The 17,331-nt window shown below is 68.9% G+C and carries 13 protein-coding genes and 2 pseudogenes; 3 read left to right on the plus strand and 12 right to left on the minus strand.

Going from position 1 to position 17,331, the window contains the following annotated elements:
• Window positions 1-29: 29 nt before the first annotated feature.
• From A2X88_06925 to A2X88_06970, 10 genes and pseudogenes are all read right to left on the minus strand, one after another.
• The gene (locus A2X88_06925; protein OGP32793.1) at window positions 30-506 is read right to left on the minus strand and encodes a hypothetical protein; all 477 of its coding nucleotides are present in this window, start codon (window positions 504-506) and stop codon (window positions 30-32) included.
• The gene (locus A2X88_06930) at window positions 503-1,486 is read right to left on the minus strand and encodes a glucokinase (protein ID OGP32794.1); all 984 of its coding nucleotides are present in this window, start codon (window positions 1,484-1,486) and stop codon (window positions 503-505) included. The genes A2X88_06925 and A2X88_06930 overlap by 4 nt, the downstream gene beginning before the upstream one ends.
• Complete coding sequence (locus A2X88_06935; protein OGP32828.1) at window positions 1,483-2,304, minus strand: 6-phosphogluconolactonase; 822 nt, start codon at window positions 2,302-2,304, stop codon at window positions 1,483-1,485. Before A2X88_06935 ends, A2X88_06930 begins: the two co-directional genes overlap by 4 nt.
• Complete coding sequence (locus A2X88_06940) at window positions 2,301-3,842, minus strand: glucose-6-phosphate dehydrogenase (GenBank protein OGP32829.1); 1,542 nt, start codon at window positions 3,840-3,842, stop codon at window positions 2,301-2,303. Before A2X88_06940 ends, A2X88_06935 begins: the two co-directional genes overlap by 4 nt.
• Window positions 3,843-3,858: 16 nt before the next feature.
• On the minus strand, window positions 3,859-4,776 hold the full coding sequence (locus tag A2X88_06945; protein ID OGP32795.1) for a 6-phosphogluconate dehydrogenase (decarboxylating): 918 nt from the start codon (window positions 4,774-4,776) through the stop codon (window positions 3,859-3,861).
• A 40-nt stretch (window positions 4,777-4,816) separates the two neighbouring features.
• A complete protein-coding gene (locus tag A2X88_06950) occupies window positions 4,817-5,953 on the minus strand; it encodes a transaldolase (GenBank protein ID OGP32796.1) in 1,137 nt (378 codons plus the stop codon).
• Window positions 5,954-5,988: 35 nt separating this feature from the next.
• Window positions 5,989-8,007, minus strand: coding sequence for a transketolase (locus tag A2X88_06955; GenBank protein OGP32797.1), 2,019 nt, complete (start codon window positions 8,005-8,007; stop codon window positions 5,989-5,991).
• Window positions 8,008-8,059: 52 nt separating this feature from the next.
• Complete coding sequence (locus tag A2X88_06960) at window positions 8,060-8,749, minus strand: flagellar motor protein MotB (protein OGP32798.1); 690 nt, start codon at window positions 8,747-8,749, stop codon at window positions 8,060-8,062.
• Window positions 8,750-8,829: 80 nt separating this feature from the next.
• Window positions 8,830-9,747, minus strand: a complete 918-nt coding sequence (locus A2X88_06965) for a hypothetical protein (GenBank protein OGP32830.1) — start codon at window positions 9,745-9,747, stop codon at window positions 8,830-8,832.
• A gap of 201 nt (window positions 9,748-9,948) precedes the next feature.
• Window positions 9,949-10,599 (minus strand): annotated as a pseudogene (locus tag A2X88_06970) (hypothetical protein).
• 176 nt (window positions 10,600-10,775) lie between these two features.
• Between A2X88_06970 and A2X88_06975 the strand changes: the two are divergent.
• Entirely contained in the window at window positions 10,776-13,556 is a 2,781-nt protein-coding gene (locus A2X88_06975) for an aconitate hydratase 1 (GenBank protein ID OGP32799.1), read from the plus strand.
• Window positions 13,557-13,662: 106 nt separating this feature from the next.
• On the opposite strand, the gene A2X88_06980 is transcribed toward A2X88_06975, so the two are convergent.
• A complete protein-coding gene (locus A2X88_06980) occupies window positions 13,663-14,289 on the minus strand; it encodes a hypothetical protein (protein ID OGP32800.1) in 627 nt (208 codons plus the stop codon).
• A gap of 229 nt (window positions 14,290-14,518) precedes the next feature.
• Between A2X88_06980 and A2X88_06985 the strand changes: the two genes are divergently transcribed.
• Complete coding sequence (locus A2X88_06985) at window positions 14,519-15,223, plus strand: hypothetical protein (protein OGP32801.1); 705 nt, start codon at window positions 14,519-14,521, stop codon at window positions 15,221-15,223.
• 115 nt (window positions 15,224-15,338) lie between these two features.
• On the opposite strand, the gene A2X88_06990 is transcribed toward A2X88_06985, so the two are convergent.
• Window positions 15,339-16,682: a glutamate dehydrogenase gene (locus A2X88_06990; GenBank protein ID OGP32802.1), complete on the minus strand. Its 1,344-nt coding sequence runs from the start codon at window positions 16,680-16,682 to the stop codon at window positions 15,339-15,341.
• Window positions 16,683-16,824: 142 nt separating this feature from the next.
• Between A2X88_06990 and A2X88_06995 the strand changes: the two are divergent.
• A pseudogene (locus A2X88_06995) lies at window positions 16,825-17,331 on the plus strand (hypothetical protein).

Below are 17,331 nucleotides of genomic sequence, written 5' to 3' on the forward strand. Positions count from 1 at the left end.
CCGCCGGGGTTGTCAACCAACCGGGGCCTTCACTCCTTCCAGTGGTCCGTTTCGAAGCGCCGGATCTTGTCGATCCGGCGGCTGTGGCGACCCCCGTCGAAGGGGGCCGCAAGCCACGCCTCGACGATCCGGAAGGCTTCCTCGGCGGCGGTCCCGACCGCCGGGAGGACCAGGACGTTCGCGTCGTTGTGCCGCCGGGACAGCTCGGCCTCCTGCACGCTGGAGACGAGGGCCGCGCGCACGCCGAGCACCTTGTTCGCCGCGATCGCCATCCCGATTCCCGACTTGCAGAGCAGCACGGCCCGGTCGGCCTCCCCCCGGCGCAGCTCCATGGCGGCGGCGAACCCGTAGTCCGGGTAATCGACCGGGTCGGCGGTGCCGGTTCCCAGGTCCCGCACCGGATATCCCGCCCGGGACAGGAACCCGGCCAGCGCCTCTTTCAGCTCCACCCCCCCGTGATCGGCGGCCAGCACGATCCGGAACCGATTCCGGGATATTCCCGTCATTCCCTTCCCCCTTTTTCCAGCGCATATCGGGCCGCGCCCATCAGGGCCGCCTTGTCGTCCAGGATCACCCGGACGGGGAGGCCGGAGAGAACCCCCCTGAACCGGCCCTTCGACACGAACGCCTCCTGGAACTCCCCCGCCGCAAGCGCCGGGAGGATCGCGGGGGCGATCCCGCCCCCGAGATAGACCCCCCCGGTCGCCAGCACCTGCAGGGCGAGGTTCCCGGCGGCCGCCCCGTAGAGGGAGGCGAAGATCCGCAGCGCCTCCCGGCAGGTCTTCGATCCTCCGGAGAGCCCCTCCTCCGAAACGATCCGCGAGGGATCCTCCCGCGCCATCCTCTCCTCGATCCCCGGAGATTCCGCCATCCCCTCCGACTCCCGGAGGAACCGGTAGACCGCATGCAGCCCCGGACCGGATACCGCCCTCTCCACGCTCACCCGGCCATGCTCCGCCGCGAGGAAGGCGTGCAGCCGCGCCTCCCGCGGGTTCCGGGGGGCGAAATCGGCATGCCCGCCCTCGGAGGCGACCGGGAGATGCCCCGTCCCGTCCCACACCAGGAACGACGCCCCCAGCCCGGTCCCCGCGGCGAGAACCGCGACCGTCCCTTCCGGGTCCCCCTCCCCCTCCTGCAGCACCGCGAGGCTCTTCGCGGGAAGAGCCGGAACGGAGAAGGCGGTCGCCTGGAGGTCGTTGACGAGAAACCCCCGTTTCGCCCCGCAGGCGCGTCGGATCGACTCCCGGTCCACCTCCCACGGCAGGTTCGTCACCCGGCTGCGTCCACCGGCCACCGGGCCCGCCACCCCGATGCAGACCGTATCCACGGCGGCACCTCCGGCGAGGAACTCGCCGAGGATCTCCTCCAACCCCCCGTACTCCCGGCTCGGGAAGGAGCGCAGCCCCAGCCGGGAGAGCCGGGCTCCTTCGGCCCGGAAGAGGGCAAGGTTGGTCTTCGTGCCGCCGACGTCGCCCGCCAGGATCATCCGGCCCCTCCCTCTCCACCCGGATACGCGGCCTCCGCCGGGGGGATCCGGGAGGCAGCGTCGGCATCGGCCAGGAAAGTGACCTTCCCCCTCTTCGGGGCAACCAGCGCCGCCGGGTGCCCGCCCCCGCCTTTTCCGAGCAGCAGCTCCCTCAGGACGCCCGCCTTCCCGGCCCCGCTGACCAGGAAGATCACCCGGAAGGCGGCGTTGAGGACCGGCAGCGTCAGGGTGACCCGGGAGGTCCGGGGAGACCCCCCTACCGCGTGGGTCACCCAGGCATTCTCCTCCTCCAGGGCCGGCGAACCGGGGAACAGCGACGCCGTATGCCCGTCCTCCCCCAGGCCGAGAAAGACCGCGTCGAAGCGGGGGACCCCCCCCGGTGGGTCCGGGAAAAAGCGCCTCAGATGATCCTCGTACCGTTTCGCCCCCTCGACCGGATCCGGCTGGGAGGTGTCCACCGGGTGGAAGTTCCTCTCCGGGACCGGCCCCTTGTCGACGAGGCACGCACGGAGCATCCGCTGGTTGCTGCGCGGGTCGTCCGGGGGAACCCAGCGCTCGTCGACCTGGAAAAAATGGACGAAGCCCCAGGGGAACCGCTCCCGGTAAGGCGGCCCGGCAAGCGCCTGCAGGAAGGACCGGGGGGTCTTCCCGCCGGAGAGCGCCACGGTGACGGGGCGGGGAGATCCGCCACCCCCTCCCGGCGGGGCCGCCCGCTCGCGGACGATCCCCCAGAGCCGCCCCGCGGCGGCCCGCGCAAGCTCCTCCGGGGAGACGCAGACGAACAGCCGTCCCGCCCCGGCCCCTGCCGCCCCCGTCACGGGGTCCTCCAACGCCTTCCCTCCCGTCCGGGGAGCGCCTCGGCCTCGCGCGGCCCGAAGCTGCCCGGGGGGTAGGCATGGAGATCCCGTCCGGGATTCTCCTCCCACCGGCGGAGGAACGGGTCGAGGAGCGACCAGGAGATCTCCACGGTGTCGTACCGGGGGAACAGGGTCGCGTCGCCGTGCATCGCGTCGAGGAGGAGGCGTCCGTAGGCCGGGGGGCTCTTCGCGCCGAAGGCCTCCTCGTAGGTGAACCGGAAATCGACCGGCTGGACGCAGACCGATGGGCCCGGGTACTTCGCCCCCACCCGGAGGAAGATCCCCTCCTCCGGCTGGATGTTCAGGATCAGGAGGTTCGGTTCGATCTGCCCGCAGGCGGTGTCCTCGAACAGGAGATAGGGGGCGGGGCGGAACCCGATCGCGATCTCCGACACCTTGCGGGCCAGCCGCTTCCCCGTCCGCAGGTAGAAGGGAACCCCTCCCCACCGCCAGTTGTCGATCGTCAGGCGGAACGCGGCGTAGGTCTCGGTGAGGGAGCCGGGGGCGACCCCCTTCTCCGCCCGGTAGGCGGGAACCGGCTTCCCTCCGCTCTCCCCCGCCCCATATTGCCCCCGGACGCAGGCCTCCCCCGCCCGGTCCGCCGGAACCGGCTCGATCGACCGGAGCAGCTTCACCTTCTCGTTGCGCACATCCTCCGCCGAGAGGGAGATCGGCGGCTCCATCGCCACGAGGGAAAGGAGCTGAAGCATGTGATTCTGGATCATGTCCCGGACCGCCCCCGCTCCCTCGTAGTAGTCCCCCCGCCCCTCCACGCCGATCGTCTCGGCCACGGTGATCTGGACATGGTCGATGTAGTTCCGGTTCCAGATCGGCTCGAAGATCCCGTTGGCGAACCGGAAGACCAGCAGGTTCTGCACCGTCTCCTTCCCGAGGTAGTGGTCGATCCGGTAGACCTGCTCCTCCGGGAAGACCGACAGGATCTCCCGCGACAGGGCCCGGGCGCTTTCGAGATCGTGCCCGAACGGCTTCTCGAGGATCACGCGCCGGAAGCCGGGGAGCTCCTCCGAGGGGGAGGCCAGCCCCGCCTCGCCGATCCGCCGGACGACGGTGGAGTAGAACCGGGGGGCGACGGCGGCGTAGAAGAGGAGGTTCCCGGGGATCGCCCGCTCCCGGCAGAGATCGCGGATCCGCTTCGCCAGGGCCTGCACGCTCCCGGGGTCGTCGACGTCCGCCGGATGATAGAAGAGGCGCCCGGAGAACTCCCCCCAGAGGCCGGGGTCGAACCCGGACGGCGCATGCTCCCGAAGCTCCTCCCCGAGCCGCCCCCGGAACGCCTCGTCGGAGAAGGAGGTGCGGGATACGCCGAGCAGGGAGAACTCCTCCGGCAGCAGCTTCTCCCGGAAGAGCCGGTAAAGTGCGGGCACGAGCTTCCTCCGGGTGAGATCCCCGGACGCGCCGAAGAGGACGAGCAGGCAGGGGGGGGGCACCGCCTGGGCGAGCGCCTCGGCCGGGAGTACGCCCGCCGCTTCCACCGGCATCGGTCCCGCCATCGCGTTACCCCTTCTTCCTTTCGGGGGTGGCGGTCTTCACCGCATGCCCACCGAACTCGTTCCGCAGGGCGGCCAGCATCCGCATCGCGAAGGAGTTCTCCTGCCGGGAGAAAAAGCGCATGTAGAGGGAGAGGGCGATGGAGGGGAGGGGAACCCCCGCCTCGATCGACCGCTCGACGGTCCAGCGCCCTTCGCCGGAATCCTCCACGTAGGGGGAGAGCGAGGAGAGCTTCGGGTCCTTTTCCAGCGCCCTTTCCGCCAGTTCCAGCAGCCAGGAGCGAACCACGCTCCCCCGGTTCCAGAGGGAGGCGACGGCGCGCAGGTCGAGCGGATAGGGGGCGGAGGAGAGCAGGTCGAACCCCTCGGCGTAGGACTGCATCATCCCGTACTCGATCCCGTTGTGGACCATCTTGACGAAGTGGCCCGCCCCGTGCGGCCCCATGTAGGCGTGGCCGTCCGGGGGGGCCAGGGTGGTGAGGATGGGGGAGATCGTCCGGTAGGCCTCCGCGTCCCCCCCCAGCATGAGGCAGTATCCTTCCGCGAGTCCCCAGATCCCGCCGCTGGTCCCGGCGTCCAGGAAACGGATCCCCTTCGCCCCGAGCCGTTCCGCGCGGGGCGGGGCATCCTTGTAGAGGGAGTTCCCCCCGTCGATGACGATATCCCCGGAGGAGAGGCTTCCGGCGAGCAGCGCCACATTCTCGTCCACCGGCGCGCCGGCGGGGACCATGAGCCAGACCACTCTCGGGGGGGACAGCTTCGCGGCGGCGTCGGGGATCGAGGCCGCGGGAATCGCCCCTTCCCGGGCGGCGGCGTCGACCGCGGCCGGGGAACGGTCCAGGGCGACCACCTCGTGCCCGCCGCGCATCAGGCGGCGGGTCATGTTCAGGCCCATCTTCCCCAGTCCCACCATCGCCAGTCGCATGAGGCGCCTCCCCCGTATCGTCCGCCGGGACCTTCCGGCTTCAGCGTTTCTTCGTTTCCGACAACCTCCGCTCGACCGCGGCGAGGAGCTTCCGGAAGGAATCGGAGAAACTTTCCACCCCGTCCGCGGTGAGTGTTTCGCAGACCTCCTCGATCCCGATGTCCAGGAGGCCGAGGTCGTCCAGCACCTCCCGCGCCTCCGCCTCCCTCCCGGTGAGGGCGTCGGCCACCGTCCCGTGGTCGCGGAAGGCCTCGATCGTCGCCGTCGGCATCGTGTTCACCGTGTCGGGACCGATCAGCTCCTCCACGTAGAGCACGTCCGAATAGGCCGGGTTCTTCGTCCCCGTGCTCGCCCACAGGGGCCTCTGGGACCGTCCGCCCTTCCCCGCGAGCTCCTTCCACCGCGGAGTCGAGAAGATCTCCCGGAACCGGGCGTAGGCCAGCCGCGCGTTCGCGATCGCCACCTTCCCCTTCAGGGAGATCGCCGTCTGCGCCTTGGGGGAGCCCGGCCACCGCGGGATCACCGCGTCGAGCAGCCTGTCCACCGCCGTGTCCACGCGGGAGACGAAAAAGGAGGCGACGGAGGCGACCGCGCGGGGATCCTTTCCCGAGGCGGCCAGCCTCTCCACCCCCCGGATGTAGGCCTGCGCGACCTCCTCGTACCGCTTCACCGAGAAGATCAGCGTCACGTTCACCGGGATCCCGCGGGAGATCGTCTCCTCGATGGCGGGAAGCCCCTCGACGGTGGCGGGGATCTTGATCAGCACGTTCGGGCGGCCGACCGCCCGGAAGAGTTCCTCCGCCCGCTCCACCGTGCGCCCCGTATCGTGGGCCATGTCGGGATCGACCTCGAGGGAGACATGCCCGTCTCCCCCCCCCGAGGCGTCGAAGACCGGCCGCAGCACGTCCGCCGCGCGGCGGATATCCTCGGTGACCAGCTCCTTGTAGGCCTCCATCACGCCGGCCCCCCTTCCCGCGAGGGTCCGGATCTGGCCGTCGTAGGCCTTCCCGCCGGAGATCGCCTTCTCGAAGATCGTCGGGTTGGAGGTGACGCCCCGGATCCCGTCGTCGGAGACCAGGCGCGCCAGTTCCCCCGACTCGATCAGCCCCCGCTCGATGAAATCGAGCCAGGGGCTCTGACCCAGCGTCCCGAGCTGCACCAGTGGATTCCTCGTCATGGACACCCCTTTCCGGTTCCTTGCCGCGTCGGGCGTCACCCTCTGCCCAGGAGCGACTTCACCCGGGCCGCCACGTTCCCGGGGGTGAATCCGAATTCCCGGAAGAGCCGGGAGCCCGGGGCGGAGGCGCCGAACCGGTCGATCCCGACCGCCGCGCCCCCCTCTCCCACGTACCGGTCCCATCCGAAGGTCGTCCCCGCCTCCACCGACACCCTCGCCCGGACGGAAGGAGGGAGCACCGCCCTGCGGTACTCCTCCGGCTGCTCCTCGAACCGCTCCAGGCAGAGGGCGCTGACCACCCGTGTGGAGATCCCCTCCGTTTCCAAGAGCTTCCTCGCCTCCACCGCGACATGGACCTCTGAGCCGGTGGCCAACAGGATCGCTTCGGGGCGGTTGTTCCCCCCTTCCAAGAGGATGTAGGCGCCGCGATATACGTTTCCTCCGTGGAACACGGAGTCGGGGGAAAGTACCGGCAGGTTCTGCCGGGTCAGCGCGATCGCGCTCGGGCCCGCGGTGCGCTCCAGCGCGATCCTCCAGGCCGCCGCCGTCTCGTTCGCGTCGGCGGGCCTTAAGACATAGAGGTTCGGCATCGCCCGCAGGGAGGCCAGATGCTCGACCGGCTGGTGCGTCGGCCCGTCTTCCCCGAGCCCGATCGAATCATGGGTGAAGACGTAGATCACCCGCAGCCCCATCAGGGCGGCCAGCCGGATGGAGGGGCGCATGTAGTCGGAGAAGATGAGGAAGGTGGCCCCGTACGGGACGACTCCCCCGTGGCGGGCCATCCCGTTCAGGATCGCTCCCATCCCGTGCTCCCGCACGCCGAAGTGGAAATTCCGCCCCCCGGGGGGTGCGTCCGGGAGAAACTCCCCCCCGCCTTCGATCTCGGAATTGTTCGAGGGCCCCAGGTCCGCCGACCCCCCCGCCAGTTCGGGGAGAAGCTTCGCGACCGCGTTGATCACCTTCCCGGAGGCCTTCCGGGTGGCGACCCCCTGGTCGCCCTCCGGGAACCGGGGAAGCGCCTCCGCCCACTTCTCGGGGAGATCCCCCCAGGCCACCCGCTCCCACTCCAGCGCCAGGTCGGGATGGGCCACTGCGTAGGCTGTCATCCGGAGCCGCCATTCCCGCTCCAGCCGTTCCCCGCGGGGGACCGCCTCCCGGAAGTGGTCAAGGACATCCCCGGGGACGAGGAAGTCCGGCTCCTTCGGCCAGCCCAGCGCCTCCTTGGTGAGCGCCACTTCCTTCTCGCCCAGCGGAGATCCGTGGGCCTCCGCCGTGTCCTGCTTGTTCGGGGAGCCGAACCCGATGCGGGTCCGCACGATCACCAGCGTGGGACGCTCCGTGTGGGCGAAGGCGGTCCCGATCGCCCGGTCGAGGCCGTCGAGGTCGGTGTTTCCGTCCGCGACGGAGAGGACGTTCCACCCGTAGGCGCGGAACCGTCCCGCTACATCCTCGGAGAAGGCGAGGTCGGTCGAGCCCTCGATCGTGATCCGGTTGTCGTCGTAGAAGGCCACCAGGTTCCCCAGCCGGTGGAACCCGGCGAGGGAGGCGGCCTCGGAGGCGACCCCCTCCATCAGGTCCCCGTCGGAGCAGACCGCCACGACACGGTGCGACACGATTTCGTGCCCCGGCCGGTTGAACCGGTGGGCCAGGAGGCGCGACGCCATCGCCATCCCCACCGCGTTGCCGATCCCCTGCCCCAGGGGACCGGTCGTCACCTCGACGCCGGGGGTATGCCCGGCCTCCGGGTGGCCGGGCGTTTTGCTCCCCCACTGGCGGAAGGCCCGGATCTCCTCCAGCGGGAGGTCGTACCCGGTCAGGTGCAGGAGCGAGTAGAGCAGCATCGAGGCGTGGCCGCAGGAGAGGACGAAGCGGTCCCTCCCGGGCCAGTCGGGATTCTTCGGATGGTAGCGGAGGTGCTTCGTCCACAGCAGGTAGGCGAGGGGGGCCAACCCCATCGGGGTCCCGGGATGGCCCGAATTCGCCTTCTGGACGGCATCTACCGAAAGAAAGCGGATGGTGTTGATGGCGCGCGACGCGATGGACGCTGGTTCCACGAGAAGTGCCCCCTGTCGGTGTTTTCGTTCCGGCGAACCGCCGCCCCGCCGGCTACCCCCCCTGCCGCTGCTGTGCCTGCAGCTTCTCGTTGGGACGGATCTCCAGCTGGACCCGCCGGTTCAGCTGCCGCCCCTCCGGCGTGGCGTTGTCGGCGATCGGGTCGGTCTCCCCGTAGCCGCGGACGGAAAGCCGCCCGGCGGGAACCCCGCTGTCCAGGAGGACGTCGCGGACCCGCATCGCCCGACGCTCGGAGAGCGACTGGTTGTGGTCGTGGGAGCCGGTGGAGTCGGTGTGCCCCTCGACCGTCACGTAGGTGTCCGGGTACTTGACGAGCACCTCCGCGGCGGTCACCAGCGGATTCCGGGCCTCGGAACGAACCTGGTCGCGGTCGACGTCGAAGAGGATCCCGGATGGGAGAGCCACGTAGAGCTTGTCCCCCTGGCGCTCCACCGCGGCCTCGGGAATCCGCCGCTTCAGCTCCGCCGCCTGCCGGTCCATGTAGTTGCCGATCGCTCCGCCGACCACCGCCCCGGCCACGCCGCCGATCAGCGCACCCCGGCCCGCCTTCTTTCCGCCGATCAGCGCGCCGGCCCCGGCCCCGACCGCCCCCCCCGCAAGGGCCCCGATCGCGGTCCGCTTGTACTCCGTGGTCCCGTCCGGGTTGGTGGCGCAGCCTGCGGGCAGCGCGAGGAGCACGGCCAGGGAAATCCCGAGCTTCCGGGTTCGCGTCTTTTTCTTCATGGTGTTTCCCCTTTCCTGAACTGGTGATCCTCCGATGCGTTCCGCGCAGAAAAACCGGGCGGACGCACCCTGTTATCTTATCACCGCACGGGACGAAGCCAGGAGAGAAGGACCGACCCCCCGAGCACCGCCACGACGACCAGGAGGGAGAGCTCGATCGGGATATGGACCCATTCCGAGATCACCATCTTCACCCCGACGAAGAGGAGCACGACCCCCAGCCCGACCTTGAGGTAGCGGAACTTCCCCATGACGGAGGCCAGCAGGAAGTAGAACGAGCGCAGCCCCAGGATCGCGAAGATGTTCGAGGTGTAGACGATGAACGGGTCCTTCGTCACGGCGAAGATCGCGGGGATCGAGTCGACGGCGAACACCACGTCGGTCGCCTCGACCACCAGCAGCACGGGGAGAAGCGCCGTCGCGACCCGCCGCCCGTTCCTCCGGGTGATGAACTTGGCTCCGTCGAACTCCGGAATGCTGGGGATCACCTTCCCGAAGAGCTTGAGGACGGGGTTCCTTTCGGGGTGGACCTCGGTCCCGCGGGAGAAGAGGATCTTCACGCCGGTGTAGACCAGGAACCCCCCGAAGACGAAGATGATCCAGTGGAAGGACTGCAACAGGGCCGCCCCGAGCAGGATGAAGACCGCCCGCATGACCTGCGCCCCGAGAATCCCCCAGAAGAGGACCCGGTGCTGGTAGGCCTTCGGGACGCCGAAGGTGGAGAAGATCAGGATGAAGACGAAGAGGTTGTCGACCGACAGGGCGAGCTCGATCAGGTACCCGGTGAGGAACTCCAGCCCCCGCTGCGGGCCGAATCCCCGGTAGACGCCGAGGTTGAAGAGCAGCGCGAGCGAGACCCAGCCGACGCTCCAGGCGAGCGCCTCCCGGTGGCTGACCTCGTGCGCCCTCCGGTGGAAGACGAGCAGGTCGAGCGCGAGGAGCGCGATGACGGCCAGCGTGAAGCCCGCCCACAGCAGCGGGGTCCCGACGGTTTCCAGCAACGGCTCCTCCCGGGCGGCCCCCGGGGGGCCGGAAATGGAACGGGTACGATGATACCCCCCGCGTGCGTTTTGCGGAAGCGGGAAGAGGGCCTCTCCCCTCTCCTGCCGCCGGAGCCGGATGCGCGGGCCGGGGGATCGTGAGAGGATATCGGTCTCTCCCACGAGGATCGCCGGGAGGAATCCTGATGAAGGTCCGGGTTACTTCCCTCCGCGGATCGTCGCAAGCGTCGCGAGGATCTCCTCGATATCCATCCGGACCGTGTGGTCCGGGTCCGCCACTCCCGCGCGGACGATCCCCTGCCCGTCCAGCACGTACGTGGCCGGCACGGGCAGCTCCCACCTTCCCTCCCCGTTGTACTTGTCCAGTTGGATGCCGAACTTGTCCCGGTAGAGTTCCTTGATCTCGGCCGAAACGGCGAACCAGAGCCGGTACTTCTTGAGCACTTCCCCGGTGCCGTCGCTTACGACATCGATCGGGATCTTGTGCTTCTCCGCCATCGTCAGGGTGTGGTCGGGAAGTTCCGGGCTGATCGCGATCAGATCCGCCCCGAGCTCCTTGATCCGCGGCAACGCCTTCGCCAGAGCTGCCAGCTCCAGGTTGCAGTACGGTCACCAGACCCCCCGGTAGAAGGAGAGGACCGCCGGCCCCGCGGCGAGCCGGTCGGCCAGACGGACCATCTTCCCTGTCTGGTTCGGGAGGGTGAAGTCGGGCGCCCGCTCTCCGACCGAAAGCCCCGATGCCCCGGAGTTCCGGACGCTTTCGACCCCCCGCTGCATCTTCGCCGCGATCTCCGGCGGCAGCGTCGGCCTGCCCGCCTTGAACTGCGCGATCTGTTCGCTGAGCTTCATCCTGCAACCTCCCTTCGGTTCATGCGGTTCCATGCATGGGATGCCCGGCCCCGCGGGTCGATTCCCCTTTTCCACGGCGGAATCCCGCAATCTCCTGCAGGCGTCTAAAGATACAGGGCGATTTGCGGGAAAATCGTTATGTTACAATATCGTACCACCGGACGAGGGAGGGGGCCATGGGCAAGACGGCAGGAGGATCTTTCGGCGCGAAAACACGGAAGACGATCGGCGGGAAACCGTACGAGATCTTTTCCCTTCCCGCCCTGGAACGGCGCGGGGTCGGCAAGGTCTCCCGGCTGCCGAGATCGATCAAGGTGCTGCTGGAGAACCTGCTGCGCCACGAGGACGGCGTCTCCGTGACGGCGGAGGATATCGAATCGGTCGCACGATGGTCCCCGAAGGCCGCCTCCGGGAAGGAGATCGCCTTCCGCCCGGCCCGGATCCTCCTTCAGGATTTCACCGGAGTCCCGGCGCTGGTCGACCTCGCCGCCATGCGCGACGCCGCAAAGGAGATGGGGGCCGACCCGAAGAAGATCAACCCCCTCATGCCGGCGGACCTGGTGATCGACCACTCGGTCCAGGTGGACCGGTTCGGCTCCACCGGCTCGTTTCTGGCCAACGTCGGGCGGGAGATGGAGCGAAACGGCGAACGGTACGCCTTTTTACGGTGGGGGAAGGAGTCCTTCCGCAACTTCCGCGTGGTCCCTCCGGGGACCGGAATCTGCCACCAGGTCAACCTCGAGTACCTGGCGCCGGTGGTCTTCCGGAAGAAGGTCGGGCGCGTCACCCAGGCCTTCCCCGACACGCTGGTCGGGACCGACTCCCACACCCCGATGATCAACGGGCTGGGGGTGGTCGGCTGGGGGGTCGGCGGGATCGAGGCGGAGGCGGCGATGCTAGGCCAGCCGCTCTCGATGCTCACGCCGCAGGTGGTGGGGTTCAAGCTCTCCGGGTCGCTTCCCCCGGGGGCGACGGCGACCGACCTGGTGCTGACCGTGACGCAGATGCTGCGGGCCAAGGGGGTCGTCGGGAAGTTCGTCGAGTTCTACGGGAAGGGGCTTTCCTCCCTCTCGCTGCCCGACCGGGCGACGATCTCGAACATGTCGCCGGAGTACGGGGCGACGATCGGCTTTTTCCCGGTCGATCGGGAAACGCTCTCCTACCTGCTCTTCACCGGCCGCAGCAGGGAGCAGGTCCGGGTGGTGGAGGCCTACTGCAAGGCGCAGGGGCTCTTCCGCACCGACGACTCGCCGGACCCGGTCTTCTCGGACACCCTGTCGCTCGACCTCTCCACCGTGCAGGCGAGTCTGGCCGGCCCGAAGCGCCCCCAGGACCGGGTGCCGCTCGCGGAGGCGAAGGCCTCCTTCCGGGAGGTGCTCGCCGGGCTGGGGAAGGAACCGGCTCCCCCCGCTCCGGAGAACCATGGCCGCTGGCACGCGGAGGGTGGATGCACCCCGGAAGGGGCCTCGCTGCCCGCGGAGAACGCGGGGGAACCGGGCGGGGTCCCGGTGACTCACGCGGGGACTTCATTCACCCTGCACGACGGGTCGGTGGTGATCGCGGCGATCACCAGCTGCACGAACACCTCCAACCCGGCGGTGATGATCGGCGCGGGGCTGCTGGCGAAGAAAGCGGTCGAGCGGGGGCTCAGATCGAAGCCGTGGGTCAAGACCAGTCTCGCCCCCGGGTCGAAGGTCGTGACCCGCTACCTCGACCGCGCGGGGCTCACCCCCTACCTCGAGGGGCTCGGGTTCCACCTGGTGGGGTACGGCTGCACCACCTGTATCGGCAACTCGGGACCGCTGCCCAAGCCGATCGAGGAAGGGATCCGCAAGGGAAATCTCTTCGTCGCCTCCGTGCTGTCGGGAAACCGCAACTTCGAGGGACGGATCCACCCGATGAGCCGGGCGAACTACCTCGCCTCCCCGCCGCTGGTGGTGGCTTACGCCCTCGCGGGGAGGATGGACGTCGACCTGTACAACGAACCGGTGGGGCTGGACCCGAACGGTGAGCCGGTCTTCCTGAAGGAGCTCTGGCCCTCCCCCAGGGAGATCGAGGAGACGGTGCGGGCCTCGGTCGGCGCCGACATGTTCCGGAAGGAGTATGCGCAGGTGTTCGAGGGGGACGAGGAGTGGAAGAGCCTCCCGGTCCCCAAATCGGAGACCTTCGCCTGGGACCCGGACTCGACCTACGTCAAGCACCCGCCCTTCTTCGAGGGGCTCTCCCCTTCTCCGGAGCCGCTGAAGGATCTTTCCGGCCTGCGTGTACTGGCGATCCTGGGCGACTCGGTGACCACCGACCATATCTCCCCCGCGGGGGACATCGCCGAGGAGAGCCCCGCCGGGAAATACCTGCGGGAGCACGGGATCGAGAAGCGCGACTTCAACTCCTACGGAAGCCGCCGGGGGAACCACGAGGTGATGATGCGGGGGACCTTCGCGAACATCCGGCTGCGGAACCTGCTCGTCCCGGGCACCGAAGGGGGGTGGACGGCCCGTCTGCCGGACGGGGAGACGACGACGATCTACGACGCGGCGATGCAGTATGCCTCCGAAGGGGTGCCCCTGATGATCCTCGCCGGAAAGGAATACGGCTCCGGATCCTCGCGCGACTGGGCGGCCAAGGGGCCTCGGCTCCTCGGCGTCCAGGCGGTGCTGGCGGAGAGTTTCGAGCGGATCCACCGGAGCAACCTGGTCGGGATGGGGATCCTCCCGCTCCAGTTCGAGCCGGGGGAGACCCGGGAGACGCTGGGGCTTTCCGGGAAGGAGCTCTTCGCGGTGGAAGGGATCGCCGGAGGGATCGCCCCGCGGAAGAAGCTGACCGTCCGGGTCACGGGGAATGGAGCGGAGAAGCGCTTCACCGCGGTCGCCCGGATCGACACGCCGGAGGAGGTGCACTACTACGGCCACGGCGGGATCCTGCAGTACGTCCTGCGCCGTCTGGCGGGGGCTCGATGAGATCAGGGACGGTCCTGGAGAACGCGCCCACCCTACATCTCCCTCCGTCGTGGACCGCGGTCCCCTGTGCCATCAACCCAACCTGACCACAGGACCGTCCCTTTTCCTACAGGGAGTCGGCGCCGGGATCCAGGACCTCGAACTTTTTCGCCCGGAGCGCCCCGCGCACCATCGGGCCGTTCACCGTGTCGAACCGCAGGAGGACCACCATCCGGCCCGACTCGTTCCTCTCGGGGGAGATGAGGCCGCTGCGCAGCTCCACCCCGAGGTCCCGGACGGCGCCGACCAGCTCCTCGAACCGCTCGAGCGACCGGGGCAGGATCACCTCGAGCCGCACCCCCACCCCGTCGATGTCCAGGACGTCGATGAAGGTGTTGATCAGGTCGATCTTCGTGATGATCCCCACCAGCCGGTCGCCCGAGAGGACCGGCAGGGACCCGAACTTCTTCCGCCGGATGATGAGCAGCGCGTCCTCCACCGAATCCTCCGGGGTGAGCGACCAGACCTCGGTCTTCATCACCTCGCCCACCTTCCGGTCGGTCACCGGAAGCTCCCCGGGGAGGGAAGTCCGCCCCGCCGCGAGCGCGGCGTTGCGGAGGTCGGTGTCCGTCAGGATGCCGACCAGCTTCCCTTCCTCCACGACGGGAAGGTGGTGGATCCGGAAAGTGCGCATGATCTCCGCGGCGCGCGCCAGGGAGTCGCCGGGGCCGACCGTCTTCGGGTCCCTCGTCATCCTCCTGCCGACCAGCATGACCCACCCCCAGGGTTCAAGAGGTTCACCGCGAGCGGCCCGATGGAGCCAGGGCCACGATCCCCATTATAATGCCTGCCTGCCCCGATGCACCGCGGAAAGGATCCCCGCCTCCCTCCGGAAAACGGAGTAGACTGGTGTCCGGGGAACGCGGACGCCCCTTCCCCCGGAATCCAAATCGCACGGAAACTACGGAACAGGAGGAACTCACATGAAGCGGTACGGAAAATGGGCGGTCACCGCAGCCGTTGCGATGGGTCTTCTCTTCGCCGCCGGGAAACCGGCCGACGCGACGCCCGCCTACGCGAAGGCCGAAAAAAAATCGTGCAGCTTCTGCCACGTAGGGAAAACGGGCGACAAGGTCTTCACGGACGCCGGGAAGTTCTACGGTCGCCACCACTCTCTCACCGGGTTTGCGGAAGAGGCCAAGGCACCGGCGAAGCCCGCTCCTGCACCCGTCTCCGTCCCCGCCGCGACCGCCGAGGCACCCCCCCCCGGGGAAGACGCCCGGATGGACAAGCCGATGGCGGATTCCGGCACTCCATGCCCCTGCGGTCGCGAATGCTGCATGAAGAAGTGCGGCAAGCGCCAAGGGCACATGCCAGGCGAGGGAGAGATGCCCCCGATGATGGAGAAGATGAAGGGGCATCTCGAGGAGATGAAGAAGGCGGTTTCGGACCTGCGCGAGAGCGAGAAGAAGCTGGAAGCGTCAACCGGTTCCGACCCGTTCCGCTCCGCCGTCCTGGATCACCTGAAGAAACTGGACGACCTCCAGGCCTCCCACCTCGGGCACATGGAATCGATGATGGGACGGATGCACGGGGGCAAGGAGGGGATGGGGAGCGGAAAGGACGGCCGGCACGGCTGCAGGGAGAAACACGGCTGCGACTGCCCCTGCGGCGGAATGAAACCGTAGCCCCGGCGGCGGACCGGCAGCCCCCCCGGGCCGAAGAGGGCCGATAAACACGGGGGGGCGCCCCGCGCGGGGCGCCCCCCCTGCCTTCCTGCGCCGACCGATCGTTCCGGCCGCGCTACACGATCCCCTGCGCGGTCATCGCCCGGGCGACCTTGATGAACCCGGCGATGTTGGCGCCGTTGACCAGGTTGCCGGGTGAGCCGAACTCCTCGGCTGCCTCGGAGCAGAGCTGGTACACGTTCCGCATGATCTGGTGCAGCTTCGCGTCGGTCTCCTCGAACCCCCACGCCTGGCGGCTGGCGTTCTGCTGCATCTCGAGCCCGGAGGTCGCCACGCCGCCCGCGTTGGCCGCCTTCCCGGGACCGTAGGCGATGCCGGCGGAGATGAACACGTTCACCCCGTCCGGGGTCGTCGGCATGTTCGCCCCCTCCCCGACCGCGATGCAGCCGTTCTTCACCAGCTTCCTGGCGTCCTTCCCGGTGATCTCGTTCTCGGTCGCCGAGGGGAAGGCCACGTCGCACGGAATGTCCCAGATGTTCCCGTTCGGGATGAACTTCGCGCCCTTGTGGTACTCGCAATAATCCTTGATCCTCCGGCGCTCGACCTCCTTGAGCATCTTCAAGGTCTCCAGGTTGATCCCCTTCTCGTCTACGATCACCCCGTTGGAGTCGCTCACCGCGATCGCCTTGCCGCCGAGCTGGTGCACCTTCTCGACCGTGTAGATCGCGACGTTCCCGGAGCCGGAGACGAGGCACTTCTTCCCCTTGAGCCCGTTCTTCCTGGCCTTCAGCATCTCCTCGACGAAGTAGGTGCATCCGTACCCGGTCGCCTCGGTGCGGACCCGGCTCCCGCCGTAGACCAGCCCCTTCCCGGTGATCACCCCCGCCTCGAACTTGTTCGTGAGCCGCTTGTACTGGCCGAACATGAAGCCGACCTCGCGCCCCCCGACGCCGATGTCGCCGGCGGGGACGTCGGTGTGCTCCCCGATGATCCGCCACAGCTCGATCATGAAGCTCTGGCAGAACCGCATCACCTCCCCGTCGGACTTCCCCTTCGGGTCGAAGTCGGATCCCCCCTTCGCCCCCCCGATCGGGAGCCCGGTGAGGGAGTTCTTGAAGATCTGCTCGAACCCGAGGAACTTGATGATCCCCAGGTACACCGAGGGATGGAAGCGCAGCCCCCCCTTGTACGGCCCCAGCGCGCTGTTGAACTGGACGCGGAAGCCGCGGTTGATCTGGACCTCCCCCCGGTCGTCCTGCCAGGGCACCCTGAAAATGAGCTGCCGCTCCGGCTCGCAGATCCTCTCGATGACCTTCGATTCGGCGAACTCCGGGTACTTGACGAGGACCGGCCCGAGCGACTCGAGCACCTCCCGCACCGCCTGGTGGAACTCGGCCTCCCCCTGGTTGCGCTTGATCACGCCCTGGTAGATCCCTTCCAGCCTTTCCGTCAGTGCCATACCGATCCTCCTCGAAACGGACACGAAGTAGCGGCCCGTCCGGCCGCCCGCATCCTCGACTCTACCGCTCCGAAACGGCAAGTCAACAGCAGGCGGTCGAATCGGGTATAATCGGGCATACCCGGGGATGGGTGGAGGAACGATGAGAACAGGCCGGTACGACACACGCCTCCGGGCCCTCCCGGCGGAGACGCTCCACGAGCTCCTCCTGCGGATCTCCCGGATCGACCGTTTCCGCGGGTGGTGGGAAGGCCAGAGCCGGCTGCCTCCGTCCCTTCTCGGGCGGCTCAAGAAGCGGGTCGTGGAGACCTCGGCGGGGGTGACCCTCTCCCCGTCCGGCGGACCCGGGGCCGGGGCGGCCTCCGGACGGACGCCCGGGATGCGGACGCAGGGGGGGCGAAATACGCTCTCCCCCCGGGAGGCCGGGTACGCCGCCCTGCTGCGCGCCGTCTTCGACGGGCACCGGGAGATGACCTTCGGGGAGGAGCTGATCCGGCGGTTTCACGCCGACCTGCTCCGCTACTCCCCGGGGGACCGGGCGCACCGGGGGAACTACCGCCCCCTTTCCGCCGGTCGCGCCGCGCGGCCCGGCTTCCCCCCGGATTCCCCGGCCCTGCGTCCGGCGGACCCGGCGCTGGCGGCGACGGAG

It is taken from the genome of Deltaproteobacteria bacterium GWC2_65_14, assembly GCA_001797615.1.
GTDB lineage: Bacteria > Desulfobacterota > Deferrimicrobia > Deferrimicrobiales > Deferrimicrobiaceae > GWC2-65-14.

Coding starts and splice junctions, on each gene's coding strand:
- A2X88_06925 (OGP32793.1), bottom strand. CDS start 506: ATGACGGGAATATCCCGGAATCGGTTCCGGATCGTGCTGGCCGCCGAT.
- A2X88_06930 (OGP32794.1), bottom strand. CDS start 1,486: ATGATCCTGGCGGGCGACGTCGGCGGCACGAAGACCAACCTTGCCCTC.
- A2X88_06940 (OGP32829.1), bottom strand. CDS start 3,842: ATGCCGGTGGAAGCGGCGGGCGTACTCCCGGCCGAGGCGCTCGCCCAG.
- A2X88_06945 (OGP32795.1), bottom strand. CDS start 4,776: ATGCGACTGGCGATGGTGGGACTGGGGAAGATGGGCCTGAACATGACC.
- A2X88_06950 (OGP32796.1), bottom strand. CDS start 5,953: ATGACGAGGAATCCACTGGTGCAGCTCGGGACGCTGGGTCAGAGCCCC.
- A2X88_06960 (OGP32798.1), bottom strand. CDS start 8,749: ATGAAGAAAAAGACGCGAACCCGGAAGCTCGGGATTTCCCTGGCCGTG.
- A2X88_06975 (OGP32799.1), top strand. CDS start 10,776: ATGGGCAAGACGGCAGGAGGATCTTTCGGCGCGAAAACACGGAAGACG.
- A2X88_06980 (OGP32800.1), bottom strand. CDS start 14,289: ATGACGAGGGACCCGAAGACGGTCGGCCCCGGCGACTCCCTGGCGCGC.
- A2X88_06985 (OGP32801.1), top strand. CDS start 14,519: ATGAAGCGGTACGGAAAATGGGCGGTCACCGCAGCCGTTGCGATGGGT.
- A2X88_06990 (OGP32802.1), bottom strand. CDS start 16,682: ATGGCACTGACGGAAAGGCTGGAAGGGATCTACCAGGGCGTGATCAAG.